At 58.5% G+C, this 24,993-nt stretch carries 21 protein-coding genes; 12 read left to right on the top strand and 9 right to left on the bottom strand.

All coding sequences use genetic code 11. The features are described 5' to 3' along the window. The first annotated feature begins 32 nt into the window (after positions 1-32). A complete protein-coding gene (gene gltA / locus CUN63_RS21695; protein WP_008148584.1) occupies positions 33-1,322 on the top strand; it encodes a citrate synthase in 1,290 nt (429 codons plus the stop codon). A 324-nt stretch (positions 1,323-1,646) separates the two neighbouring features. Here gltA and CUN63_RS21690 read toward each other — a convergent pair whose 3' ends face one another. The 3 genes from CUN63_RS21690 to CUN63_RS21680 form a co-directional block, all read right to left on the bottom strand. Then, a complete protein-coding gene (locus CUN63_RS21690; protein WP_129442280.1) occupies positions 1,647-3,305 on the bottom strand; it encodes a cation acetate symporter in 1,659 nt (552 codons plus the stop codon). Continuing rightward, positions 3,302-3,613 carry a DUF485 domain-containing protein gene (locus tag CUN63_RS21685; protein ID WP_129442278.1) on the bottom strand — a complete coding sequence of 104 codons (312 nt, stop codon included), beginning with the start codon at positions 3,611-3,613 and terminating at the stop codon, positions 3,302-3,304. Before CUN63_RS21685 ends, CUN63_RS21690 begins: the two co-directional genes overlap by 4 nt. A 295-nt stretch (positions 3,614-3,908) precedes the next feature. After that, a complete protein-coding gene (locus tag CUN63_RS21680) occupies positions 3,909-4,760 on the bottom strand; it encodes a glycine betaine ABC transporter substrate-binding protein (protein ID WP_129442276.1) in 852 nt (283 codons plus the stop codon). A gap of 300 nt (positions 4,761-5,060) precedes the next feature. On the opposite strand from CUN63_RS21680, the gene CUN63_RS21670 reads away from it, so the two are divergent. Continuing rightward, positions 5,061-6,656, top strand: coding sequence for a beta (1-6) glucans synthase (locus tag CUN63_RS21670; RefSeq protein ID WP_129442274.1), 1,596 nt, complete (start codon positions 5,061-5,063; stop codon positions 6,654-6,656). 114 nt (positions 6,657-6,770) lie between these two features. On the opposite strand, the gene CUN63_RS21665 is transcribed toward CUN63_RS21670, so the two are convergent. Beyond that, the gene (locus CUN63_RS21665; protein ID WP_129442272.1) at positions 6,771-7,139 is read right to left on the bottom strand and encodes a hypothetical protein; all 369 of its coding nucleotides are present in this window, start codon (positions 7,137-7,139) and stop codon (positions 6,771-6,773) included. A gap of 224 nt (positions 7,140-7,363) precedes the next feature. On the opposite strand from CUN63_RS21665, the gene CUN63_RS21660 reads away from it, so the two are divergent. Then, entirely contained in the window at positions 7,364-8,662 is a 1,299-nt protein-coding gene (locus tag CUN63_RS21660; RefSeq protein WP_129442270.1) for a serine/threonine protein kinase, read from the top strand. After that, positions 8,655-9,443: a VacJ family lipoprotein gene (locus tag CUN63_RS21655; protein WP_129442269.1), complete on the top strand. Its 789-nt coding sequence runs from the start codon at positions 8,655-8,657 to the stop codon at positions 9,441-9,443. Before CUN63_RS21660 ends, CUN63_RS21655 begins: the two co-directional genes overlap by 8 nt. 217 nt (positions 9,444-9,660) lie before the next feature. Here CUN63_RS21655 and CUN63_RS21650 read toward each other — a convergent pair whose 3' ends face one another. Next, positions 9,661-10,575 (bottom strand): DUF808 domain-containing protein, encoded by a 915-nt coding sequence (locus CUN63_RS21650; protein WP_129442267.1) that lies wholly within the window; start codon positions 10,573-10,575, stop codon positions 9,661-9,663. Between the two features lie 134 nt (positions 10,576-10,709). Between CUN63_RS21650 and CUN63_RS21645 the strand changes: the two genes are divergently transcribed. Continuing rightward, complete coding sequence (locus CUN63_RS21645) at positions 10,710-11,318, top strand: TetR/AcrR family transcriptional regulator (RefSeq protein WP_129442265.1); 609 nt, start codon at positions 10,710-10,712, stop codon at positions 11,316-11,318. Between the two features lie 111 nt (positions 11,319-11,429). On the opposite strand, the gene CUN63_RS21640 is transcribed toward CUN63_RS21645, so the two are convergent. Then, the gene (locus tag CUN63_RS21640) at positions 11,430-11,888 is read right to left on the bottom strand and encodes a transposase (protein WP_129445130.1); all 459 of its coding nucleotides are present in this window, start codon (positions 11,886-11,888) and stop codon (positions 11,430-11,432) included. A gap of 215 nt (positions 11,889-12,103) precedes the next feature. After that, the gene (locus tag CUN63_RS21635; protein ID WP_008145573.1) at positions 12,104-12,544 is read right to left on the bottom strand and encodes a heme-binding protein; all 441 of its coding nucleotides are present in this window, start codon (positions 12,542-12,544) and stop codon (positions 12,104-12,106) included. A gap of 267 nt (positions 12,545-12,811) precedes the next feature. On the opposite strand from CUN63_RS21635, the gene gcl reads away from it, so the two are divergent. The 6 genes from gcl (at position 12,812) to CUN63_RS21595 (ending at position 20,439) form a co-directional block, all read left to right on the top strand. Beyond that, positions 12,812-14,587, top strand: a complete 1,776-nt coding sequence (gcl, locus tag CUN63_RS21630; RefSeq protein ID WP_129442263.1) for a glyoxylate carboligase — start codon at positions 12,812-12,814, stop codon at positions 14,585-14,587. A gap of 126 nt (positions 14,588-14,713) precedes the next feature. After that, on the top strand, positions 14,714-15,496 hold the full coding sequence (hyi, locus tag CUN63_RS21625; RefSeq protein ID WP_129442261.1) for a hydroxypyruvate isomerase: 783 nt from the start codon (positions 14,714-14,716) through the stop codon (positions 15,494-15,496). Between the two features lie 131 nt (positions 15,497-15,627). Next, positions 15,628-16,518 carry a 2-hydroxy-3-oxopropionate reductase gene (locus CUN63_RS21615; RefSeq protein WP_129442259.1) on the top strand — a complete coding sequence of 297 codons (891 nt, stop codon included), beginning with the start codon at positions 15,628-15,630 and terminating at the stop codon, positions 16,516-16,518. 154 nt (positions 16,519-16,672) lie between these two features. Then, entirely contained in the window at positions 16,673-17,953 is a 1,281-nt protein-coding gene (locus CUN63_RS21605; RefSeq protein ID WP_129442257.1) for a glycerate kinase, read from the top strand. Next, entirely contained in the window at positions 17,943-19,358 is a 1,416-nt protein-coding gene (gene pyk, locus CUN63_RS21600; protein ID WP_129442255.1) for a pyruvate kinase, read from the top strand. Before CUN63_RS21605 ends, pyk begins: the two co-directional genes overlap by 11 nt. Positions 19,359-19,524: 166 nt before the next feature. After that, a complete protein-coding gene (locus CUN63_RS21595; protein ID WP_129442253.1) occupies positions 19,525-20,439 on the top strand; it encodes an urea transporter in 915 nt (304 codons plus the stop codon). Between the two features lie 17 nt (positions 20,440-20,456). Here the strand turns inward: CUN63_RS21595 and CUN63_RS21590 are convergent, their stop codons facing one another. Beyond that, positions 20,457-21,281 (bottom strand): alpha/beta hydrolase, encoded by an 825-nt coding sequence (locus CUN63_RS21590; RefSeq protein ID WP_129442251.1) that lies wholly within the window; start codon positions 21,279-21,281, stop codon positions 20,457-20,459. A 61-nt stretch (positions 21,282-21,342) separates the two neighbouring features. Continuing rightward, complete coding sequence (locus tag CUN63_RS21585; RefSeq protein ID WP_129442249.1) at positions 21,343-23,922, bottom strand: autotransporter outer membrane beta-barrel domain-containing protein; 2,580 nt, start codon at positions 23,920-23,922, stop codon at positions 21,343-21,345. 218 nt (positions 23,923-24,140) lie between these two features. Here CUN63_RS21585 and CUN63_RS21580 point away from each other — a divergent pair, with 218 nt between their 5' ends. Next, a complete protein-coding gene (locus CUN63_RS21580) occupies positions 24,141-24,965 on the top strand; it encodes an ion transporter (protein ID WP_129442247.1) in 825 nt (274 codons plus the stop codon). Positions 24,966-24,993 lie beyond the last annotated feature (28 nt).

The following is a 24,993-nucleotide window of genomic DNA, read 5'->3' as shown; positions in this document are numbered from 1 at the left end:
TCTGATGATTTCAAGCATAAATAGGAGGCCACATGGCTGACAAAAAAGCGCAGTTGATCATCGAGGGCGCAGCCCCCGTCGAGCTGCCCATTTTAACCGGCACCGTTGGTCCCGATGTTATCGATGTTCGGGGCCTGACGGCCACGGGCCGTTTCACCTTTGACCCTGGTTTCATGTCGACAGCTTCCTGCGAGTCGAAGATCACCTATATCGACGGCGACAACGGCATCCTGCTGCACCGCGGCTACCCGATCGAACAGCTGGCTGAAAAGTCGGACTACCTGGAAACCTGCTATCTGCTGCTCAACGGCGAATTGCCGACCGCAGAACAGAAGGCCCAGTTCGTCAGCACCGTGAAGAACCACACCATGGTTCACGAGCAGCTGAAGACGTTCTTCAACGGTTTCCGTCGCGACGCCCACCCGATGGCCGTCATGTGCGGCGTAGTCGGCGCCCTCTCGGCCTTCTACCACGACTCCCTGGACATCAATAACCCGCAGCATCGCGAAATCTCCGCGATCCGCCTGGTTGCCAAGATGCCGACCCTGGCAGCGATGGTTTACAAGTACTCGATGGGGCAACCCATGATGTACCCGCGCAACGACCTGACGTACGCGGAAAACTTCCTGCACATGATGTTCAACACCCCGTGCGAGATCAAACCGATCAGCCCGGTGCTCGCCAACGCCATGGACAAGATCTTCATCCTCCATGCCGACCACGAGCAGAACGCATCGACTTCCACCGTACGCCTGGCCGGCTCTTCGGGTGCCAACCCGTTCGCCTGTATCGCCGCCGGCATCGCTGCACTGTGGGGCCCTGCCCACGGCGGCGCGAACGAAGCTGTTCTGACCATGCTCGATGAAATTGGCGATGTGTCGAACATCGACAAGTACATTGCCAAGGCCAAGGACAAGAACGATCCGTTCAAGCTGATGGGCTTCGGTCACCGGGTTTACAAAAACCGCGACCCACGCGCAACAGTCATGAAGCAGACCTGCGACGAAGTGCTGAAGGAACTGGGCATTACCAACGATCCGCAACTCGAACTGGCCATGCGCCTGGAAGAGATCGCACTGACCGACCCGTACTTCATCGAACGCTCGCTGTACCCGAACGTCGACTTTTACTCGGGGATCATCCTCAAGGCGATCGGCATTCCAACCAGCATGTTCACCGTGATCTTCGCCCTGGCGCGGACTGTCGGCTGGATCTCCCACTGGAAAGAAATGCTCTCCAGCCCGTACAAGATTGGCCGTCCGCGCCAGCTGTACACCGGCTACGAGTCGCGTGACATCACCAAGCTGGAAGACCGCAAATAAGACCTGTCTTGCGATAACGTCTTGAGTTGCACCGGGAACGGCCTCTATTAAATAGAGGCCGTTTTTGTTTGTGCCATTTACCCTGCTCTCCTCAAGTATTGCACCGACTGGTCTGCCGCCTTCGCGAGCAAGCCCGCTCCCACACTTGATCTCGGTTGTTCGCGGAGTTTGCGTACTCAGGAGATCTAATGTGGGAGCGGGCTTGCTCGCGAAGGCGGCATGCCGGCCAACACAACTCTCAAAGCACTACTCAAACAAAAATGCCCCAATCTCTCGACCGGGGCATTTCTGTTTAACGCAGCTTATATAAACAAACCTGAAGCCTTAGTGAGCAACCGCCCCACTCGCCCCCAAGCCCGTCTGCGAACGAACAAACTGAGGGAAGAACAGCGCCCGCTCATTGTCAGCCGCAGTCGACTTGTCAGTGATCGAGAAGAACCAGATCCCGATAAACGCAATGGCCATGGAGAACAGCGCCGGGTACTCATACGGGAAGATAGCCTTCTCGTGATGCAGAATCTGCACCCAAATGGTTGGCCCAAGGACCATCAAACCAACGGCACTGATCAGACCCAACCAGCCGCCGATCATCGCACCACGTGTGGTCAGCCTCTTCCAGTACATGGAAAGCAGCAGCACCGGGAAGTTACAGCTCGCCGCGATGGAGAACGCCAGGCCCACCATGAACGCGATGTTCTGGCTTTCGAACAGAATGCCCAGACCGATCGCCAACACACCCAGACAGATGGTGGTGATTTTCGAGACGCGGATCTCATCCCTGTCGTTGGCTTTGCCCTTCTTGATCACACTGGCATAAAGGTCGTGAGATACCGCCGTAGCGCCGGCCAGCGTCAAACCAGCCACTACAGCCAGAATGGTTGCGAATGCGACTGCCGAGATGAAACCCAGGAAGATACTGCCACCCACCGCGTTAGCCAGGTGCACCGCCGCCATGTTGTTGCCGCCCAACAGCGCGCCAGCCGCGTCTTTAAAGGCAGGGTTGGTGCTGACCAGCAGGATCGCGCCAAAGCCGATGATGAACGTCAGGATGTAGAAGTAGCCAATGAAGCCGGTTGCATACAGCACGCTCTTGCGAGCTTCTTTCGCGTCACTCACGGTGAAGAAGCGCATCAGAATGTGCGGCAGGCCAGCGGTACCGAACATCAGTGCCAGGCCAAGGGAGAATGCCGAGACCGGATCTTTCACCAGGCCGCCCGGGCTCATGATCGCTTCACCTTTAGGGTGAACCTTGATCGCCTCGGAAAACAGCAAGCTGAAGTCGAAGTTGACGTGCTTCATGACCATCAGTGCCATGAACGTAGCACCCGACAGCAGCAACACGGCCTTGATGATCTGCACCCAAGTGGTCGCCAGCATGCCGCCGAACAACACGTACATGCACATCAGGATACCGACCAGGATCACCGCGACGTAGTAGTCGAGACCGAACAGCAGCTGAATCAGCTTGCCGGCACCGACCATTTGCGCGATCAGGTAGAACGCCACCACCACCAGCGAGCCGCAAGCGGACAGCGTGCGGATCTGGGTTTGCCCAAGGCGATAGGACGCCACGTCGGCAAAGGTGTATTTACCCAGGTTACGCAAGCGCTCGGCGATCAGGAACAGAATGATCGGCCAGCCCACCAGGAAGCCGATCGAGTAGATCAGGCCGTCGTAGCCAGAGGTGAACACCAGGGCGGAAATACCCAGGAAGGACGCCGCCGACATGTAGTCGCCAGCAATTGCCAGACCGTTCTGGAAGCCGGTGATCTTGCCACCCGCCGCATAGTAGTCAGCCGCCGAATTGTTGCGCTTGGAGGCCCAGTAGGTGATGCACAGGGTCAGACCCACGAACGCGACGAACATCAGGATCGCGGAAACGTTGAGCGGTTGTTTGTGCACTTCGCCGGTCAGGGCTTCACCTGCCCAGGCGCCAGGTGCAAAGGCTGCGATGCTCAATAGAGCCATTAGACGCCGGATCATTGCTGAGCCTCCTTGAGAATCGCATTGTTCAGGTCGTCGAATTCGCCATTGGCGCGTCGTACGTAGATTGCAGTCAGGATAAAGGCCGAGAGAATCAGCCCGACACCAATCGGTATCCCCCAGGTAATCGAAGACTCGGGGCTGATTTTCGCCCCCAGAATATGCGGCCCGTAAGCAATCAAAAGGATGAATCCGGAGTAAAGCCCAAGCATGATCGCCGAAAGAATCCAGGCGAACCTTTCTCGCTTACTAACCAGCTCCTTGAAGAGCGGGCTGTTTTGAATCGAGAGGTAAATGCTGTCGTTCATTGTTTTTATCCTCGCAGCACAGATGAAGTTGGAACGTTATCCACTCTATGCGGCTACTGAACTGGTTCCAGACGACCTTAGTATTAGAACGACATGACAGAATCGCCATTTCCCAGCATCCCCTAAACAATGTGGGAGCGAGCCTGCTCGCGAAGGCGGTGTGTCAGTCAATATCTATGTCGACTGACACACCGCCTTCGCGAGCAGGCTCGCTCCCACTGGGGAAAAGCAAAAGGCCCCTTGGCATGACTGCCAAGGGGCCTTGAGAAGTGCTGACCAGACGCGTCAGCTCAAATCATTTGGTCCAGTCTGCAACGCGTTCCGGGTGTTTGGCCACCCAATCCTTCGCGGCGACTTCAGGTTTGGCACCATCCTGAATGGCCAACATGACTTCACCGATTTCGTCTTTCGACGCCCACTGGAAGTTCTTCATGAACTTGGCAACTTCCGGCGCCTTGGTTGCCAGCTCTTTGCTGCCGATGTTGTTTACAGTTTCAGCCGCACCATAAACGCCTTTCGGGTCGTCCAGGAAGCGCAGTTTCCACTTGGCGAACATCCAGTGCGGCACCCAACCGGTGACAGCAATGGATTCGTTTTTCTTCTCGGCACGGGTCAGCTCGGCAATCATGCCGGCGCCGGAACTGGCCTTGAGTTGATAGCCGGTCAGATCGTAGTCCTTGATTGCCTGCTCGGACTTGAGCATCACGCCCGAACCGGCGTCGATGCCGACGATGCGACCTTTGAAGCTGTCGTCGGTTTTCAGATCGGCAATACTTTTAGCTTTGACGTACTCCGGCACGATCAGGCCAATTCTCGCGTCCTTGAAGTTCGGACCGTAATCGACGACTTGATCCTTGTTCTTGGTCCAGTATTCACCATGAGTCACAGGCAGCCACGCAGACATCATGGCATCGAGTTTGCCAGTGGCCACACCCTGCCACATGATCCCGGTGGCGACTGCTTGCAGTTTCACGTCATAACCGAGTTTCTGCCTGATCACTTCAGCGGCCACGTTGGTCGTGGCAACACTGTCCGACCAGCCGTCGACATAACCGATAGTCACTGCCTTGCCTTCGGCGCTGGCTACAGTAGAACTGATCGCCAGCACCAAAGCGGCACCGGCGCCCAAGAGTCGTCGCATCTTCATCGTTACTTCCCCGAAAGTGCTGCGCTCGACGGATGCCGAGTCGCGTCAACGTATTGTTATGGTGCACAGCGCCCCCATCACGCCCACCGCAAACTCGTCCGAACATCAGCGCGATTTATCTATGAGAGCACTGATGCGTCGATAATCAACCTCAAGACAATGGCGACCTGCTCTGCCAGCGACCTCAAGGCATCGAGAAACGACATCAGAACGCCATTAATCTAGACCACCGGAAGTCCGCCGGCCAATCCGCCCAAACTTTGCATGTCAAAAGTATGCAGGCCACCAAGCACGCGGCAAATGAAGGTAACATGCGCGGCTTTGCTCCCAGACGGCCTGACCATGCCCGCGACATCCCGCTTTCCTTTCTTTGCTTACCTATTCGCCTGCCTGCTGGGGCTTTTTGCCCTTGGTGGCTTCTGGTACGGCCTCGGTAAACCGGTGGTGCTGCCGGACGTGGCCAGCGCGACGCACAAGTTGCAATGCGCCTCCTACACCCCGTTCGACAAGGACCAATCGCCGTTCGATCAGCCGTTCAAGCTGCGCCCCGAGCGCATGGACGCCGACCTCGCGCTGCTGGCAAAAAGCTTCGAATGCATCCGCACCTATTCCATGACCGGCCTCGAGGCCCTGCCCGACCTGGCGCGCAAGCACGGGCTGAAACTGATGATCGGCGCCTGGGTCAACAGCAACCCGGTGGACACCGCCAAGGAAGTCGACCTGCTGATCGCCTCGGCCAACGCCAACGCGGACGTGGTGACCTCAGTGATCGTCGGCAATGAAACCCTGTTGCGCAAGGAAGTCACTGGCGCGCAGCTGGCCAAGCTCATTAATAAAGTCAAAAGCCAGGTCAAACAACCTGTCACTTACGCCGACGTCTGGGAGTTCTGGCTCAAGCACCCGGAAATCGCCCCGGCGGTGGATTTCCTGACCATCCATTTGTTGCCGTACTGGGAAGATGACCCGTCGAACATCGACGCCGCCCTGCAGCATGTGGCCGAAGTACGTCAGGTGTTCGGCAACAAGTTCGCACCCAAGGACGTGATGATTGGCGAAACCGGCTGGCCCAGCGAAGGCCGTCAGCGTGAAACCGCCCTGCCGAGCCGGGTCAATGAAGCCAAGTTCATTCGTGGTTTTGTCATCATGGCGGAGCAGCAAGGCTGGCATTACAACCTGATCGAAGCCTTCGACCAGCCGTGGAAACGCGCCAGCGAAGGTGCGGTCGGTGGTTACTGGGGGCTGTTCGATGCCGATCGCCAGGACAAGGGCGTGCTCGCCGGTCCGGTGTCGAACGTGCCTTACTGGACGCAGTGGCTGGTGGTGGGTGGTTTGATCTTCCTCGGCACACTCATCCTCGGTGGACGTGTACGCAGCACTCGCGCAGCGCTGGTTCTACCGCTGCTCGGTGCGCTGGCCGCCTGCTCGATTGGCGCCTGGGGCGACCTGGCCCGGGTCACCACGCGGTTTGCCAGTGAATGGTTGTGGGTCGCTTTGCTGACGGCGCTCAACGTGTTGGTGCTGGCCCATGCGGCACTGACTCTGAGCGCTCGCACTGGCTGGCGCGGACGGGCGTTCAATGCGCTGGAACGTCGGGCGGGCTGGTTGCTCGCTGCGGCCGGTTTTGCCGCTGCGGTGACGATGCTGGAGCTGGTGTTCGATCCGCGTTATCGCAGCTTCCCGAGTGTTGCATTCATCCTGCCGGCGCTGGTCTATCTGTGCCGCCCGGTGAGCGTGCCGCGTCGGGAGATTGCCCTGCTGACCTTCATCATCGGTGCTGGCATTGCGCCGCAGCTTTACCGTGAAGGGTTGCAGAATCAGCAGGCCTGGGGTTGGGCGCTGGTGAGTGTGTTGATGGTTGCAGCGTTGTGGCGCAGTTTGCGGGTTCGCAAGGGGTAAATCTTCGGTGCATCTGCTGACCCCTTCGCGAGCAAGCCCGCTCCCACATTTGACCGCGTTCTCATGATAGATGCGTTCGAATGTGGGAGCGGGCTTGCTCGCGAAGACTGACTGTCAGGCGCTGCGGGAAGCCCTGACCAGACGCAACCCAGCAATCACCACCGCAAAAACAGCCAAAGTTGTGTTGTACAACGCCAACGCCGGAAAACCGAACACCAGCGCCAGCACCGCCAACCACCACCCTGCCCGGCCCGGCAGCACAAAACCGATAAAGGCTGCCGCCAATGCCGCGAAGCCCAAGACATTGAAGTGAATCATCAAGCCCAGGCTTGAACGAACCTGGCATTCCCAGCGACTCGCTTCGTCCACACAGATGCCGACCCATTGAGCATCTTCCATAAAGCCATAACGCGCGCCATAACTGGCGGCCAGCCATAATGGCAGGAGAACGAGCAGCAGAATCACAGGCAGACGGCGGGACATGAAGCACTCCAATAAACGAAAACGGCGGCCAGCTTAATCCCCCGCCAGCGGTAAGCAAACGCGTGCAAGAGATAATTGGTCACGAAATCGCTGCAGAGTGTATCGTCCAGCTACCATTACTCCGAAATTAGGCCTGATTGGTGCCGATCCATGGCACTTTGGCGCAAACCCCGTGGTCATAGCCTGCGAACTTCATTCGGCACCTTTCTCTAAGGGATCTAGTCATGCTCCGTTTCTTGCGCTTCGCCGCCCTGTTTGGCGGCCTTATTTTGAGTGCGTCCGCACTGGCCGTCGATATCGACGCTGCCAGCTATGGCTACCCCTTGACCAACCCGTTCGAGGCGACCATTGCCACGACACCGCCGAACCTGCGTCCGGAGTTGCCGCTGGACGACGACATCGATCAGCAGACACGCAGCGTTACCTTGCGCCCGGAGCGTGAGTTCGACCTGCCGGACAACTTCTGGCCGGTGAAGAAGCTCACCTATCGCATCGCCACTCAGGATAAAGCCGCACCGCTGATTTTCCTGATCTCCGGCACCGGCGCGCGCTACGACAGCAGCCTTAACGAATACCTGAAAAAGCTGTACTACAAGGCCGGCTACCATGTGGTGCAACTGTCGTCGCCTACCAGCTTCGACTTCATGAGCGCCGCCTCACGCTTCGCCACCCCGGGTATCACCGAGGACGATGCCGAAGACATGTACCGGGTAATGCAGGCCGTGCGGGCACAAAACCCGAAAGTCCCCGTCACCGATTACTACTTGACCGGCTACAGCCTGGGTGCCCTGGACGCGGCATTTGTCGCGCACCTGGACGAAACCCGTCGCAGCTTCAACTTCAAGAAAGTCTTGCTGCTCAACCCGCCGGTCAACCTCTACACCTCGATCACCAACCTGGACAAGTTGGTCCAGACCGAGGTCAAGGGCATTAACAACACCACCACCTTCTATGAGCTGGTGCTGAACAAACTGACCCGCTACTTCCAGCAGAAGGGCTACATCGACCTCAACGATGCCCTGCTCTACGACTTCCAGCAGTCCAAGCAGCACCTGAGCAACGAACAGATGGCCATGCTGATCGGCACCTCATTCCGCTTCTCGGCCGCCGACATTGCCTTCACCTCGGACCTGATCAACCGCCGTGGCCTCATCACCCCGCCGAAGTACCCGATTACCGAAGGCACTAGCCTCACACCGTACCTCAAGCGTGCGCTGCAGTGCGACTTCGACTGTTACATCACCGAACAGCTCATCCCTATGTGGCGCGCCCGCACCGACGGCGGCAGCCTGCTGCAACTGATCGACCAGGTCAGCTTGTATGCACTCAAGGATTACCTGCACGACAGCCCGAAAATCGCCGTCATGCACAACGCCGACGACGTGATCCTCGGCCCTGGCGACCTCGGTTTCCTGCGCAAGACCTTTGGCGATCGTTTGACCGTTTATCCACTGGGCGGCCATTGCGGCAACCTTAATTACCGCGTCAACAGCGACGCCATGCTGGAGTTCTTCCGTGGCTAAATATCTCCTGCTTATCGCAGCGTTACTCTGTGCAGGCGTAGCCAATGCCGACAACAGCAAAGCCAACGCACCGGTTGTGATTGACAATGACGGCTTCAAGGAGCCGCTGAGCAAACTCAAATTCAACCCTGGGCTGGATCAGCGCGAGTTCGAACGCTCGACGCTTAGCGCGCTGGCCGTCTACGACCCGCTGGAAGAGTGGAACCGCCGCGTCTACCACTTCAACTACCGCTTCGACCAATGGGTGTTCCTGCCAGTGGTCGATGGCTATCGCTACATCACGCCGAGTTTCCTGCGCACCGGTGTCAGCAACTTCTTCAACAACCTCGGTGACGTGCCGAACCTGTTGAACAGCCTGCTGCAGTTCAAGGGGCAGCGCTCGATGGAAACCACCGCGCGCCTGCTGCTCAACACCACCGTCGGCATCGCCGGCCTGTGGGACCCGGCCACCGCCATGGGTCTGCCGCGCCAGAACGAAGACTTCGGCCAGACGCTGGGCTTCTACGGTGTACCGGGCGGCGCCTACTTCGTGTTGCCGATCCTCGGACCTTCCAACATCCGCGACACCGGGGGCCTGGCGGTCGATTTCACCGCAGAGTCGGCGATCAACTTCCTGAACGTCTCCGAAGTCAGCGAAAACCATCCGGAAATCTGGGTCCTGCGTGGTATCGACAAGCGCTACCAGAACAGCTTCCGCTATGGCCAGCTGAACTCGCCATTCGAGTACGAGAAAGTGCGCTACGTGTACACCGAGTCGCGCAAGTTGCAGATCGCCGAGTAATTCATCGGCAACAAAAAAAGGCCATTCGATCCGAATCGAATGGCCTTTTTCATGCACGGAATCTCAAACACCACAAATCAACTGTGTGCGGGCTTGCTCCGGGCGGCGTTCCGACGAAAGCGGTCTGTCAGTCACATCGATGTTGAATGTTCCGCCGCTTTCGTCGGAACGCCGCCCGGAGCAAGCCCGTTCCCACATTTTTGGTCAGTGCCAGGTTTTAGCCTTTCAGCGCCTTGTAGATTTTGCTGACGACCATGACACAGGCCAACACAATGGCCCCCGCCACAATCCCCGCCACCGCATTCAGCAACGTCGGCACGACAAACCCGGCACCGCCCGCCCCTGCACTGACGCTTTCAATCCAGTGATGAACCACCGGCACGCCATGGGTGAGAATTCCGCCACCCACCAGAAACATCGCCGCCGTGCCGATCACCGACAGGCTTTTCATCATGTACGGCGCCGCACGCAGGATCCCGCCGCCAAAGCTTTTGGCCATCTGTCCTGGCTTCTGAGTCAGCCACAAGCCGAGGTCGTCGAGTTTGACGATGCCGGCCACCAGGCCATACACGCCGATGGTCATGACGATGGCAATGCCCGAAAGCACGATGACTTGTTGAGTCAGCGAGGCATCCGCCACGATGCCCAGGGTGATTGCGATGATTTCTGCAGAGAGAATGAAGTCGGTGCGGATGGCGCCTTTGATCTTGTCCTGCTCGAACGCCACCAGATCGACCGCCGGATCAGCCACGGCCTCGACCAGCTCTGCATGCTCGGCCTGGTCTTCAGCCTTGCTGTGCAGGAATTTATGGGCCAGCTTTTCGAAACCTTCGAAACACAGGTACGCGCCGCCGATCATCAACAACGGTGTGACCAGCCAGGGAATGAACGCGCTGATAGCCAACGCCGAGGGCACCAGGATCAGCTTGTTGAGAAACGACCCCTTGGCCACCGCCCACACCACCGGGATTTCCCGCTCGGCACGCACACCGGAAACCTGCTGGGCATTGAGCGCCAGATCGTCGCCGAGCACGCCAGCGGTTTTCTTGGCGGCCATTTTGGTCATCAACGCCACATCGTCGAGTACCGCGGCGATGTCATCGATCAGCACCAGCAAACTGCTTCCTGCCATGAATCAGGTTTCCTTCTTGAATGAATGCCGCGCAGCATAGCGCGGCCGGGTGCCGCACGGGGCATTCTTGAGCGCCGCGCGAGGCCGGTGCTACCATGCGCAACCGCCAGAACAGGCAAGGAACCCCCTGGTTTATGAGCACCATCCGCGAGCGCAACAAAGAACTGATCCTGCGTGCCGCCAGTGAAGAATTTGCCGACAAGGGCTTCGCTGCGACCAAAACCAGTGACATCGCAGCCAAGGCGGGATTGCCCAAGCCCAACGTCTATTACTATTTCAAATCCAAGGAAAACCTCTACCGCGAGGTCCTGGAAAGCATCATCGAACCGATTCTGCAGGCCTCGACACCGTTCAATGCCGACGGCGTGCCCAGTGAAGTGCTGAGCGGCTACATTCGCTCGAAAATCCGCATCTCCCGCGACCTGCCCTTCGCCTCCAAGGTATTCGCCAGCGAAATCATGCATGGCGCGCCGCACCTGAGCGCTGATCTGGTTGAACGGCTCAACGGCCAGGCCAAGCACAACATCGACTGCATCCAGACCTGGATCGACCGCGGCCAGATCGCCCCGATCGACCCCAACCACCTGATGTTCAGCATCTGGGCCGCGACCCAGACCTATGCCGACTTCGACTGGCAGATTTCCGCGGTGACCGGAAAGGTCAAGCTCGATGAGGCCGACTATGAAGCGGCGGCGCAGACGATTATCCGGTTGGTGCTGAAGGGGTGTGAGCCTGACCGTTAGACCGTGGCGCGGCCATTCGCGAGCAAGCCCGCTCCCACACTCGATCTCCACCACACCGAAGATCCCCTGTGGGAGCGGGCTTGCTCGCGAAGAAGGCAACTCGGTATCCCGTCAAACCCATATCGCATCCCACAACGGATAGTCGCCAAGCTTCTCAACCAGCCCCGCCCGCAATGGGTTGGCTACAACATATCGAGCAAGCTTCACCAAATCCTCCTCTCGTCGCACCGCATGATCATGAAAACTCTGCTGCCACAGGCTGCCTGTTCTGCCTGTGGCGGCATTGATTGTGCGAGTACTTAACGATTTGGTCTGGCACATCAACTGGCCCAGCGACCCTTTTTGCAACTGGACAAGCCAATGAAAATGATCAGGCATGACGACAAAGGCCAAAGAGTCGGCAAACCCTTGGTCCTGTGCTTGTTTGAATTGGTGTACGACCAATCTTCCCAAGCTGAAATCCATGAAAACCGGCTCCCGCTTCAGGGTATTGGCAGTCAGGAGATAAACCCTGTTTTGCTCGGCATAGCGGCCGATTCGCAGGCGATGTGAAGCTGACAGTTCAGGCATTCCTTTGCCTTCTCTCATGATGAATTCATGAGAAGGCTAGACCTGCGAATGCTTGAGGGTGCGGCAGACTTTTAGCTGGATGTGTCTGGGAGGCCGCCTTCGCGAGCAAGCCCGCTCCCACAGTTGATCTACAGTGTTCACACAATTTGTGTCCACCGACGAACCAGTGTGGGAGCGGGCTTGCTCGCGAAAGCAGTAGATCAGTCACCACATAATCAAGCCGTCACCCCCGCATCCGCCCGCAACCCCAACGCCTCAATCGCGTTGATCGCACATTGCTCATCAACATCAGAAAGATCGCCGCTGATACCAACAGCCCCCAGCACGTTCCCGTCCTGATCCCGAATCAATACACCGCCCGGTGCCGGGACGACGCTGCCCTGCCCCAGACTATTCAAAGCGGCGATAAACGCCGGTCGTTGTTGTGCGTCCAGCGCCAGCAGGCGTGAGCCTTTGCCCAAGGCGATGGCGCCCCAGGCTTTGCCGATGGCGATCTGCGGGCGCAGCAGGCTGGCGCCGTCTTCACGCTGCAGGGTGACCAAGTGTCCACCCGCATCCAGTACGGCGATGGTCAATGGAGCCGCCGAGATTGCACGCCCTGCGGAGATAGCCTGATTGGCCAGGTTGACTGCGACTTTCAAGGTTAAAGCGCTCATGGTGCCGTCCTCATTTTGTTATAGGGAAAGCTGCTGGACTGCTTTTTGTTCAGAAGTCCGATGCAACAAATAGAACACAATGAGTTATTTTTTTGTATACAATAATTTTCGAAAAGCGCCACATGCGACGAAAAGCCACAGTATATCTGGCTTCCGACGAATGAAACGGCCGCTTGAGAAAATGGATTGACCTGCGCCGTCCGCCGTGAATACACTCTGCGCAAAGCCACTTGTATACAATTACAAAACGTAAGAGGCACCAAAACCATGAGCAAAATGAGAGCAATCGAAGCCGCCGTTCTGGTGATGCGCCGTGAAGGGGTTGATACCGCTTTTGGCATCCCGGGCGCCGCGATCAACCCGCTGTACTCCGCCTTGCAGAAGGTCGGTGGCATCGATCACGTCCTCGCTCGCCACGTTGAAGGCGCCTCGCACATGGCCGAGGGTTACACCCGCACTAAGGCCGGCAACATCGGCGTGTGCATCGGCACTTCGGGACCTGCCGGTACCGACATGGTCACCGGGCTCTACAGTGCCTCGGCCGACTCGATCCCGATTCTTTGCATTACCGGCCAGGCCCCCCGCGCCCGTATGCACAAGGAAGACTTCCAGGCTGTCGACATCACCTCGATCGTCAAGCCAGTGACCAAGTGGGCAACCACCGTCATGGAACCGGGCCAGGTGCCTTACGCTTTCCAGAAAGCCTTCTACGAAATGCGCTCCGGCCGTCCAGGCCCGGTGCTGATCGATCTGCCGTTCGACGTGCAGATGGCTGAAATCGAATTCGACATCGACGCCTACGAACCACTGCCGCTGGCCAAGCCAACCGCTAACCGCGTGCAAATCGAGAAGGCCCTGGCCATGCTCGATCAGGCCGAGCGTCCGTTGCTGGTAGCCGGTGGCGGCATCATCAATGCCGACGCCAGCGAGTTGCTGGTGGAATTCGCCGAGTTGACCGGTATTCCGGTGGTCCCGACCCTGATGGGCTGGGGCACCATTCCGGACGATCACCCGTTGATGGTCGGCATGGTCGGTCTGCAAACCTCGCACCGTTACGGCAACGCCACGATGCTCAAATCCGACCTGGTGCTCGGTGTCGGTAACCGCTGGGCTAACCGTCACACCGGTTCGATCGACGTTTACACCGAAGGCCGCAAGTTCATTCACGTTGACATCGAACCGACCCAGATCGGCCGCGTGTTCACCCCGGACCTGGGCATCGTTTCCGACGCCGCTGCCGCGCTGACCGTGTTCATCGAAGTCGCTCGCGAATGGCAAGCCGCCGGCAAGCTGAAAAACCGCAGCGCCTGGCTGCAAGACTGCCAGCAGCGCAAGTCCAGCCTGCAGCGCAAGACTCACTTCGACAACGTGCCGGTCAAGCCGCAGCGCGTTTACGAAGAGATGAACCAGGTGTTCGGCAAAGACACCTGCTACGTCAGCACCATCGGTCTGTCGCAGATTGCCGGCGCGCAGTTCCTGCACGTCTACAAACCGCGTCATTGGATCAACTGCGGTCAGGCAGGTCCGTTGGGCTGGACCATTCCGGCAGCGCTGGGCGTGGTCAAGGCTGATCCGACCCGCAAGGTCGTGGCGCTGTCGGGCGACTATGACTTCCAGTTCATGATCGAAGAGTTGGCGGTGGGCGCGCAGTTCAAGCTGCCGTACATCCACGTGGTGGTCAACAACTCGTATTTGGGGCTGATTCGTCAGGCTCAGCGCGGTTTCGACATGGATTACTGCGTACAGCTGGCCTTCGACAACCTGAACGCCCCGGAACTCAACGGTTACGGTGTCGACCACGTCGCGGTTGCTGAAGGCCTCGGCTGCAAGGCGCTGCGTGTGTTCGAACCGGGTCAGATCCAGCCTGCCCTGCGCAAGGCTCAGGAAATGATTGAAGAGTTCAGGGTGCCGGTCATCGTCGAGATTATTCTGGAGCGCGTGACCAACATTTCCATGGGCACCGAGATCAACGCCGTCAACGAGTTCGAAGACCTGGCGCTGGTCGGCAACGATGCGCCAACCGCGATTTCGATGCTCGATTAACGCCCTTGTGGGAGCGAGCTTGCTCGCGATGAGGCCGGCACATTCAACATCTTTGTTGTCTGGCATACCGCTATCGCGAGCAAGCTCGCTCCCACAGGAGGCTTCACAAATTTACAGGAGACCACCATGCCGCGTTTCGCAGCCAACCTGTCCATGCTGTTCACCGAGCAGGATTTTCTTGCCCGTTTTGAAGCTGCCGCCAAGGCCGGCTTCAGTGGTGTCGAATACCTGTTCCCTTACGACTTCAGCTCCGCCGAGATCAAAGCCAAGCTCGATGCCAATGGCTTGACCCAGGTGCTGTTCAACCTGCCGGCCGGTGACTGGGCCAAGGGCGAACGCGGTATCGCGTGCCTGCCGGACCGGGTTGAAGAGTTCCGCGCCGGTGTCGACCTGGCGATTGCCTACGCGAAAGTGCTGGGCAACACCCAAGTCAACTGCCTGGCCGGTATTCGTCCACAAGGCATCGACGATGCCACCGTGGAAAAAACCTTCGTCAGCAACCTCAAGTACGCCGCCGACAAGCTGCAAGCGGCGGGCATCAAACTGGTGATGGAAGCGATCAACACCCGCGACATCCCGGGTTTCTACCTGAACAACACGGCGCAAGCCCTGTCGATTCGCGAACAGGTCGGCAGCGCCAACCTGTTCCTGCAATACGACATCTACCACATGCAAATCATGGAGGGCGACCTCGCCCGCACCATGGCCGCGCACCTGGGCGAGATCAACCACGTGCAATTGGCGGACAACCCAGGGCGCAACGAACCGGGCACCGGTGAGATCAACTACCGCTTCCTGTTCGAACATCTGGACCGCATCGGTTACCAGGGTTGGGTCGGTTGCGAATACAAGCCGCTGACTACCACTGAAGCGGGTTTGGGCTGGTTGAAAACCCATAACGCAATCTAACCGAACATGACATCCCTGTAGGAGCTGCCGAAGGCTGCGATCTTTTGACTTTGCCTTTCAAGATCAAGATCAAAAGATCGCAGCCTTCGGCAGCTCCTACAGGGGGCCACATAAAAAAAGAGGAATTTCTCATGGCTAAAATCGGATTTATCGGCACCGGCATCATGGGCCACCCAATGGCGTTGAACCTGCAGAAAGCCGGTCACAGCCTGTTCCTGTCGGCGCACCACGACCCCGCGCCTGCCGACCTGATTGCCGGTGGCGCCGTCGCTCTGGCAAACCCGAAAGAAGTCGCGCAAGAAGCCGAATTCATCATCGTCATGGTGCCGGATACCCCGCAGGTCGATGACGTGCTGTTCCGCGCCGACGGTGTTGCGGCCGGTGTCGGCAAAGGCAAAGTCGTGATCGACATGAGCTCGATCTCGCCAACCGCCACCAAAGCCTTCGCTGCCAAAATCAACGAAAAAGGCGCTCAGTACCTCGACGCGCCAGTGTCCGGCGGTGAAGTCGGTGCCAAGGCCGCGACCCTGAGCATCATGGTCGGCGGCGATGCCGATGCCTTCGAACGCGTTCTGCCACTGTTCCAGGCGATGGGCAAGAACATCACCCTGGTGGGCGGCAACGGCGACGGTCAAACCGCCAAAGTGGCGAACCAGATCATCGTGGCGCTGAACATCCAGGCCGTGGCCGAAGCCCTGCTGTTTGCTTCGAAAAACGGTGCCGATCCCGCCAAGGTCCGTGAAGCACTGATGGGCGGTTTCGCATCCTCGAAGATCCTCGAAGTGCACGGCGAGCGCATGATCAAAGGCACCTTCGACCCAGGCTTCCGCATCAGCCTGCACCAGAAGGACCTGAACCTGGCCCTGGCCGGCGCGCGCGAGTTGGGCATCAACCTGCCGAACACCGCCAACACCCAGCAAGTGTTCAGCACCTGCGCAGCGATCGGTGGCAGCAACTGGGACCACTCGGCGCTGATCAAGGGCCTGGAACACATGGCGAATTTCTCGATTCGCGATAAGTAAGCCCTGCACCAAAACCCTGTGGGAGCGGGCTTGCTCGCGAAGGCGATTTCATATTCAACAGAGATGTTGACTGACATACCGCCTTCGCGAGCAAGCCCGCTCCCACAGGGAACCGAGTCGTTCTCCAATAACAAGAAATTCCCGGGAGCCCGCCATGTCGGTCAATCCGCAACAATTCCTGCGCGAGCTGTTTGCCACAGCCATCGACGCGGCCCATCCGCAGCAAGTCCTCGAAGCCCATTTGCCCAAAGACCGCAGTGGTCGGGTGATCGTCATCGGCGCCGGCAAAGCCGCCGCGGCCATGGCCCAAGTGGTGGAGCGTTGCTGGCAGGGTGAAGTATCAGGTTTAGTGGTGACGCGTTACGGTCACGGCGCCCCGTGTGAAAAAATCGAAGTGGTCGAAGCCGCTCACCCGGTGCCTGACGCTGCCGGTCTGGCGGTCGCCAAACGCGTGTTGGAACTGGTCAGCAATCTGACTGAAGACGACCGTGTGATCTTCCTGCTCTCGGGCGGTGGCTCTGCCCTGCTGGCGTTGCCCGCGGCCGGCATCACCCTGGCCGACAAGCAGTCGATCAACAAAGCCCTGCTCAAATCCGGCGCCACCATTGGCGAGATGAATTGCGTACGCAAGCACCTCTCGGCGATCAAGGGCGGCCGACTCGGCAAAGCCTGCTGGCCTGCCACTGTTTATACCTACGCGATTTCCGATGTACCGGGCGACCTCGCCACGGTCATCGCCTCCGGTCCCACCGTGGCCGACCCGAGCACCTCCGCCGAAGCGTTGGCGATCCTCAAGCGTTACGCCATCGATGTTCCTGCCTCGGTGCGCAACTGGCTACAGAGCCCGGAATCAGAGACGGTCAAACCCGGCGATCCGAGCCTTGAGCGCAGTCACTTCCAGCTGATCGCTCGTCCACAACAGTCGCTTGAAGCTGCTGCGGTGAAAGCACGTCAGGCCGGTTTCAGTCCGCTGATACTCGGCGACCTGGAAGGCGAATCCCGCGAAGTGGCCAAGGTTCACGCCGGTATCGCCCGTCAGGTCGTGCTGCACGGCCAACCATTGGCGGCGCCCTGCGTGATCCTCTCGGGCGGTGAAACCACGGTCACCGTACGCGGCAATGGCCGTGGCGGACGCAACGCCGAATTCCTGCTGAGCCTGACCGACAGCCTCAAAGGCCTGCCCGGCGTCTACGCGCTGGCCGGCGACACCGATGGCATCGATGGCTCCGAAGACAACGCCGGCGCAATCATGACCCCGGACAGCTACGCCCGCGCCGCCGCCCTCGGCCTGAGCGCCAGCGACGAGTTGGACAACAACAATGGCTACGGCTATTTCGAGGCGCTGGACGCACTGATCGTCACCGAGCCGACCCGCACCAACGTCAACGACTTCCGCGCCATCCTGATTCTCGAGAGCACAAAAAATGACGCCTGATAAAAAGGTCAAAATCCTCGCCACCCTCGGTCCTGCCACTAACGGGATCGACGACATCCGTGAGCTGGTGCAAGCCGGGGTCAACATCTTTCGCCTGAACTTCAGCCACGGCGATCACGCCGACCACGCTCAGCGCTATCAGTGGATTCGTGAAGTCGAGCGCCAGCTGAATTATCCGCTGGGCATTCTGATGGACCTGCAAGGCCCGAAATTGCGGGTCGGCAAGTTCGCCGAGGGCAAGGTGCAACTGCATCGCGGTCAGGCGCTGCGTCTGGATCTTGATCCGACGCCGGGCGATGAACGCCGGGTCAACTTGCCTCACCCGGAAATCATCGAGGCGCTCGAACCGGGCATGGACCTGCTGCTGGACGACGGCAAGCTGCGTCTTCGCGTGGTGACAAAGTACTCCGACGCCATCGACACCACGGTGCTGAATGGTGGCGAGCTGTCGGACCGCAAAGGTGTGAACGTGCCGCAAGCGGTGCTGGAACTGAGCCCGCTGACCGCCAAGGATCGTCGCGATTTGAGCTTCGGTCTGGAGCTGGGTGTGGACTGGGTCGCGCTGTCGTTTGTGCAGCGTCCGGAAGACATTCGCGAGGCGCGTGAACTGATCGGCGACAAAGCGTTTTTGATGGCCAAGATCGAGAAGCCATCGGCGGTGACGCAACTGCGCGAGATCGCTGAGTTGAGCGATGCGATCATGGTTGCTCGCGGTGACCTGGGCGTGGAAGTGCCGGCCGAAAGCGTGCCGCAGATTCAGAAAAACATCATCAGCATCTGCCGTCAGCTCGGCAAACCGGTGGTGGTGGCGACCCAGATGCTCGAGTCGATGCGCTTCTCCCCTGCCCCGACCCGTGCCGAGGTGACCGACGTTGCCAACGCCGTGGCCGAAGGTGCGGATGCGGTGATGCTGTCGGCGGAAACCGCGTCCGGCGAGTACCCGCTGGAAGCCGTGCAGATGATGAGCAAGATCATCCGCCAGGTGGAAAATGGTCCGGACTATCAGGCGCAACTGGACGTCAGCCGGCCTAAGGCTGAGGCGACTGTTTCCGATGCGATCAGCTGCGCGATTCGTCGCATCAGCAATGTGCTGCCGGTGGCGGTACTGGTGAATTACAGCGAGTCCGGCACGTCGAGTTTGCGTGCGGCGCGGGAACGGCCGACGGTGCCGATCCTCAACCTGACGCCGAACCTGCAGACTGCGCGCCGGTTGACGGTGGCGTGGGGTGTGCACTCGGTGGTCAATGATCGACTGCGACAGGTGGATGAGGTGTGTTCGACGGCGCTGGAGATTGCCCAGGCGCAGGGAATGGCCAAGCGTGGCGACACGTTGTTGATCACGGCGGGTGTGCCGTTTGGGCAGCCTGGGTCGACTAACTCACTGCGTATCGAGACGTTGATTTAGCGTCTGTACCGGCCTCTTCGCGAGCAAGCCCGCTCCCACATTGGTTATGTGTGTTGATCACAAATCTAATACTGAACAGAGATTCAGTGTGGGAGCGACGGTGCGACGATTCGACTTGCTCGCGAAGCAGGCGACACGGTTTAACTGAAACACCACAGACTTGAAAATGCCTGCCAACCACTTCAACACCCACTGCCCCGACTGGGCGACTGCCCTGCTCAACGGATTCAGCCAGATCTTCCTCCAGCGCAACCCGCTGTGCGGTCTGCTGTGCCTGCTGGCCATTCTTTTCACCGCGCCCACCCTGCTCGGCGGTGCACTGCTGGGCGGTGTCGCCGGGCTGCTCACCGCGCAACGACGCGGTTATGCCAAGGCCGATCGTCAGGCCGGGCTGTTCAGTTACAACGGTGTCTTGCTCGGTTTGCTGCTGAGCCTCTACTTCCCCTGGTCAGCGATGTTGCCGCCGCTGATCATCGCCGCGGGCGGCCTGAGCGCGATGTTCACTCAACAGTGGCTCAAACGCGTCCGGGTCAGCCAATACCTGCCTGCCTATACGGCGCCCTTCGTGGGGCTGGGCTGGTTGCTGCTGTGCTTCGCCACGCCCTCGACAAATGCGCACTTGATCGAAATCAATACGCTGAACATGCTCGCCGCACCACTGAAAGGCCTCGGCCAGGTGATGTTCCTCGGTCATCCGCTGGCCGGTGCGATGATTGCCGTGGGTTTGCTGATCGCTGATCGCCGCGCATTCTGCTGGGCGTTGTTGGCGTCTGTCGCGGGCATGGGCTGGAGCATGCTGCATCACGACTTCTATACCGCATTGATCGGCCTCGGTGGCTATAACGCCGTACTCGCCGCCCTCGCCTTCAGCTCGCAGCGCCAGAAGCCTTGGCTGCCGCTGGTCGGTATTGCATCAGCGCTGTTGCTGACGCCGGTGTTTACCGCCATCGGTCTGCCTACGCTGACCGCTCCGTTTATCCTCGCTTGCTGGCTGATCCGTGCCGGCATTCGGGTGCTGCGCCAGGCCGGTGTCGACAGTGCGCCTTGCGCTATTGAGCGCCAAACCAAGGGTGGCGCCTGAAAGGGCTGAGTCTGCATTCAGCGCAATGGGTCAGTCTCGCAAGCCAATGGCAGATCCGACCGCGAGCCCCAACTTTCATCGTATCCCTGATCGTGGGTGGCGAGGGTTTCGACGACTTCCAGGCATTTGCCCTGTAGCTGCGTGGTGTAGACCTGGAGCATTTGAGGCGGCACGACCTTGTCATTCAAACCGATGAAATGACGTTGCGGGAGCGCACGCAACTTGTCGCGAAACTCCAGAGGTGTCACCGGCTTCGAGAATGGCGCGAGCTGCATCAGCTTCGCCCACTTTACAGGGTCGAGATTCCCGGCAATCGTTTGCACCTGAGTGACGTCGTTACGAGAACCCGCAAGGATCAAGGCAATCGCCGCGCCGCCCGAGTATCCGACCAGTTCGAACTGCTCCACTGCAAAGCGACTTTTCAGACGATCAAGGGCCGCGTTCATGGTCTCTATGACCAATGAATTGAAACGACCGGAAGTCCACAAATCAGTGTTGCAACCCGGTGATGTCACGAACTGACAAGGGCGCGCCAGATAGGCGCTGGGGCCCCGATCTCCAGCGGCCAATCTCGCCATCAAGGACACGCGAGGGGTCGGATCGATACTCGGTTGAGACCGTGTCGCCCACGCCCGACCATCGCCTTCGATGTAAACACGTAGATGCTTGTAGCCCTCTGGTGGCGGTAGCAAGGCCATGAGTGTGTAAGGTGAACTATCGAGCGTGCCAGGAGTAAGCGAAGAGCCTTGGCTGACCGCCTGCAAATCGACTTTACCCGCGCATCCGCTGAGCCCGAAGAGCCCGAGGAGCGCGAAGCCGATGGCGGCCAGTGCTTTAAACATGGTTTTAATCTGTTGATCAGACGCAACGGTCCGCCAGCGCGAACCGTTGCAATCCAGTCGATCAAAAAGCGTAGCGCGCTTCAAGGGTAAAGGTGTAGGCGTTAAAACCGGTCTTCGCTTGATAGCTGTAATGGGTCCCCAAGGTTAGAGCATCAATTTGATACTTCGCCCCTACGCGACCTTCATAACTATCACGCACCGGACTGGCTCCCGCGACAATGAAAGGCGAGCCCCCCAAGGTGAAACTGGAGGTCTGATTGATCTGGTCACCGATGAAGTCATGGTAAGCCATCATGCTCGCTTCAGGTGTAAGGGTGCCATTGAGCAATGGCACGTCAGCGGCCATTCGCAACCCGGCACCCAGCTCGCCAATTTCGAAGCGCTGGGCATTGGAGTGCAGGGCGGCGGAGGAACCATGCTCATTAAAACTGTCCAGTTGAATATTGGTGTAACGTGCGGCGACGCGCGGTTCGACAATCAGTTGGTCAGTGAGTTTGAAGGTATAACCGCTCAAGACGCTCAGTGCCCATGCGTCACTGTTGTAGCTGGCCTTGGCCACGCTGTCGGCGATATAGCGTTTGCTGTCATTGTCATTGCGCCCGTAACTGAGGCTGCCATCGACAAACCAGTTGCGTTGGTCCCAGCTACCGTACAGCGTCAATGCGCTGCCCTGTACATCGGTTTTATTTCCGGTATCGGAGGTGACGTTGGTGTTCAGATACGAATAGGCCAAGCCCACGGTGGAATTGGCATTCAGCTTGCCATCCGCCCCGACAGCAACACCGCTGCTGTTGGCCGAGTAACCGGCGACTGCATCACGGCTGTCCTGATCCTGGTTGCTGCTCAAACCCTGAATCCATACGCCAGTATCTGCCAGCGAATCCCCTGATGAGAGCCCCGAACGCAGACCGGACACGCGGTTGCTGATCGCACCATTCATCATCGCCTGACCCGACACTGCCGCATTGACCGCCCCACCGCTGACTTCCGGAGCCAGTTGCTCACCGAGCTTTGCCAGTTCCTTTTGAGAGGAGGCGTTGGCAAAGGCTTTGAAGACCGCATCATCACTGTTCAATTGTCCCAGCGGGCCATTCTTGAAGCGATTGAGAATCTCGCGGGTGCTTCTGGAAGTACCGATGCTCCCCTGCTCTTCATCCACCTGACTGTCACTTTTCAGTGTGACCAGCGCATTGACCGTCTGGGCATCGGTTGTATAGCTGGCGACGTTTAACAACGAGGACGAACTGATAACGCTCAACCCGTTGTTCTGCAGGCTGCTGGCCTTGACCAGGGTGTATTGAGTGCCGGCAGCGGTCGGTGTGAAGTCACCTGGTTTGGCATTCAGCGTCACTTTCGAGGACTGAGCGAAGGTGGCCTTGCCGTCCACCGTCAAATAAGGCGTACCAGGTGTGACGCGGTCCGAAAGCAACATATCGATACCACTGTTGGTACCGACGTTCAGGTCACCGGTAATTTCGGCCCCCTGGTTCTGAAGGTTCAGAGAGCCCGAAACGACGGAAACCGTACTGTCGATTTTGCTACCGGTGTAATTGGCCTGACCAGCAACATTTACCCCGTTGAGATTGAGCAGATCGCCCTTGATCGCACCGCCGGTCCAGTTCAGGTGCGCCAACCCTGCGCCATCGATGGCCGCCGCATGATTGCTGCGAATTTCGCCACCTTGCTGGTTGATCTCGAACGCTGATGTCTGGCCTGCATCGACCTGGATCGCAACACCGTCTGCAGTGATATTGCCGGAGTTGATAATGCCCCGAGCGCCAGACACAGCATTCTGCGTGAAAGTGGCACCGCCGAGCTTGATGCCCACGGCGTCTTCACCCGATGCCTCAATAGTCCCGGTGTTGAGCAAATAACCGACTGAACCATCCAAAAACTCGATAGCCGCGGAGTTCTTGCCAGCGCTTATGATCGAGCCGCTGTTCTCGATCCTCAACGCACTGGTTTGGATTTCTACGTGAAAAGCGGACGCGCCCTGACCCGTGGCACGAATCGTCCCTGAGTTGAGAAGCCTGCCGGCGATGCTCACGGGATGCCCGTAATGGGAATCCAGAATCAGCCCCATGGCATAGTTACCCTGCACATCGACAACACCACTGTTGATCAGATCGCCGCCAATAGTGGTCCCATGCAAGTAGATACCCTCAGGCTCGCCATAGATATTGGCTCCCGATGCCTGAGTGATGGAGACAGTACCGGCGTTGATGACATTGCCGGTGATAGTGGTATTGCCGATCTCGATTCCCTCAGCGTTGTTCACGTTGGAAAGAGAAAGCTTGCCGGCATTGATGAAGTCACCCTGGATGTTGCTGCCGATAGAGTTCAAGCCATGGAAACCGGCATCCAGTCCGATCCCGGTCACCGTCGCGCCTTGAGCGTCGAAAGTGAAGTCGCCCCGGTTAATGAGTGAGCCCGCGACGGTGTTCTGGAAGAACGTGACACCCGTTTTGTCCGTGTTGCTCTGGCGGGTCCGTTGCCCGGTCAGGGTCAAGGTTTCACCGAGGGTTTGACCACTCCAGTCCTTGAAACCCTGGCTCAGGTCGTACTCGCTGGCAAATACCTGAGCGGTCGAAGTGCTGACAACCATTGCCAGCAGGCTTTTCTTGAAAAACTGACTATCCATATCGCTTCCGTGTGGTTTTGAAACCCATCGCCTGAAATCTGGGCAGCACATCGAAACAAAGGTTCTTGTTCTGTGGGAAGTCGATATATCGACGAGGTAATCAATTTCTTAAGCCATGAACGACTAGAACCGGCTGAACATGGCGTACCCGGCGTCCTGCTTGCGCAATCCTCGTCAATCACCCAGGCTTCTCTCATTTTCGGCTTGGGCAAGACCTTATGGAATGCAACAACAACTGGCGCCAACGCCTCTACGTCATGATTTTCCAGAGCGACACCGTGGCTGGGCGGCGCTTCGACGGCACCCTGCTGTTGATCATCCTCGCCAGCATTGTGATCGTGATGCTCGACAGCATCGATGCGGTTCACCAGAACTACGCCAACGTGCTGGCGTACATCGAGTGGGGCTTCACCGTCATCTTCGCCATCGAATACGGCCTGCGGCTGTACTGCTCGCCCAAGCCGTTGCGCTATGCGTTCAGCTTTTATGGGCTGGTGGATTTGCTGGCGATCGTGCCCGGCGTTCTTGCGTTGTACTACGCCGATGCGCAGTACCTGCTGATCATCCGGATCATTCGGATGCTGCGGATTTTCCGCGTGCTCAAACTCAGCCCGTATCTGAAGCAAGCCAACTATCTGATGTCCGCATTGCGCGGCAGCAAGCAGAAGATCGTGGTGTTTCTGGTCAGCGTCTGCACCTTGGTGACGGTGTTCGGTACGCTGATGTACGTGATCGAAGGCCCGGAGCACGGCTTCACCAGCATTCCCAAAGGCATCTATTGGGCTATCGTCACGCTGACCACCGTGGGCTTCGGCGACATCGTGCCTAAAACGCCGCTGGGTCAGGTGATTTCGTCGCTGGTGATGATCACCGGTTACTCGATCATCGCCGTACCTACGGGGATTTTTACCGCCGAACTGGCCAGCGCGATGCGCGGCGAACAACTGCAACATGACTGCCCTGTGTGCAAGAAAAACAACCACGAGCATGGGGCGGCGTTCTGCTCCCGATGCGGGAATGCATTGTTTAAGAAAATGGAATAAGCAAAGTACTTTTTAATCTTTAAAGGAC

The sequence above is a fragment of the Pseudomonas sp. ACM7 genome (assembly GCF_004136015.1).
Taxonomy (GTDB): Bacteria; Pseudomonadota; Gammaproteobacteria; order Pseudomonadales; family Pseudomonadaceae; genus Aquipseudomonas; species Aquipseudomonas frigoris.
This window is presented reverse-complemented; position numbering and strand designations above follow the sequence as displayed.

Excerpts from the sequence above, each read along its gene's own strand:
- gltA (WP_008148584.1), top strand. The coding sequence starts at position 33 with ATGGCTGACAAAAAAGCGCAGTTGATCATCGAGGGCGCAGCCCCCGTC.
- CUN63_RS21690 (WP_129442280.1), bottom strand. The coding sequence starts at position 3,305 with ATGATCCGGCGTCTAATGGCTCTATTGAGCATCGCAGCCTTTGCACCT.
- CUN63_RS21685 (WP_129442278.1), bottom strand. The coding sequence starts at position 3,613 with ATGAACGACAGCATTTACCTCTCGATTCAAAACAGCCCGCTCTTCAAG.
- CUN63_RS21680 (WP_129442276.1), bottom strand. The coding sequence starts at position 4,760 with ATGAAGATGCGACGACTCTTGGGCGCCGGTGCCGCTTTGGTGCTGGCG.
- CUN63_RS21670 (WP_129442274.1), top strand. The coding sequence starts at position 5,061 with ATGAAGGTAACATGCGCGGCTTTGCTCCCAGACGGCCTGACCATGCCC.
- CUN63_RS21665 (WP_129442272.1), bottom strand. The coding sequence starts at position 7,139 with ATGTCCCGCCGTCTGCCTGTGATTCTGCTGCTCGTTCTCCTGCCATTA.
- CUN63_RS21660 (WP_129442270.1), top strand. The coding sequence starts at position 7,364 with ATGCTCCGTTTCTTGCGCTTCGCCGCCCTGTTTGGCGGCCTTATTTTG.
- CUN63_RS21650 (WP_129442267.1), bottom strand. The coding sequence starts at position 10,575 with ATGGCAGGAAGCAGTTTGCTGGTGCTGATCGATGACATCGCCGCGGTA.
- CUN63_RS21645 (WP_129442265.1), top strand. The coding sequence starts at position 10,710 with ATGAGCACCATCCGCGAGCGCAACAAAGAACTGATCCTGCGTGCCGCC.
- CUN63_RS21640 (WP_129445130.1), bottom strand. The coding sequence starts at position 11,888 with ATGCCTGAACTGTCAGCTTCACATCGCCTGCGAATCGGCCGCTATGCC.
- CUN63_RS21635 (WP_008145573.1), bottom strand. The coding sequence starts at position 12,544 with ATGAGCGCTTTAACCTTGAAAGTCGCAGTCAACCTGGCCAATCAGGCT.
- gcl (WP_129442263.1), top strand. The coding sequence starts at position 12,812 with ATGAGCAAAATGAGAGCAATCGAAGCCGCCGTTCTGGTGATGCGCCGT.
- hyi (WP_129442261.1), top strand. The coding sequence starts at position 14,714 with ATGCCGCGTTTCGCAGCCAACCTGTCCATGCTGTTCACCGAGCAGGAT.
- CUN63_RS21615 (WP_129442259.1), top strand. The coding sequence starts at position 15,628 with ATGGCTAAAATCGGATTTATCGGCACCGGCATCATGGGCCACCCAATG.
- CUN63_RS21605 (WP_129442257.1), top strand. The coding sequence starts at position 16,673 with ATGTCGGTCAATCCGCAACAATTCCTGCGCGAGCTGTTTGCCACAGCC.
- pyk (WP_129442255.1), top strand. The coding sequence starts at position 17,943 with ATGACGCCTGATAAAAAGGTCAAAATCCTCGCCACCCTCGGTCCTGCC.
- CUN63_RS21595 (WP_129442253.1), top strand. The coding sequence starts at position 19,525 with ATGCCTGCCAACCACTTCAACACCCACTGCCCCGACTGGGCGACTGCC.
- CUN63_RS21590 (WP_129442251.1), bottom strand. The coding sequence starts at position 21,281 with ATGTTTAAAGCACTGGCCGCCATCGGCTTCGCGCTCCTCGGGCTCTTC.
- CUN63_RS21585 (WP_129442249.1), bottom strand. The coding sequence starts at position 23,922 with ATGGATAGTCAGTTTTTCAAGAAAAGCCTGCTGGCAATGGTTGTCAGC.
- CUN63_RS21580 (WP_129442247.1), top strand. The coding sequence starts at position 24,141 with ATGGAATGCAACAACAACTGGCGCCAACGCCTCTACGTCATGATTTTC.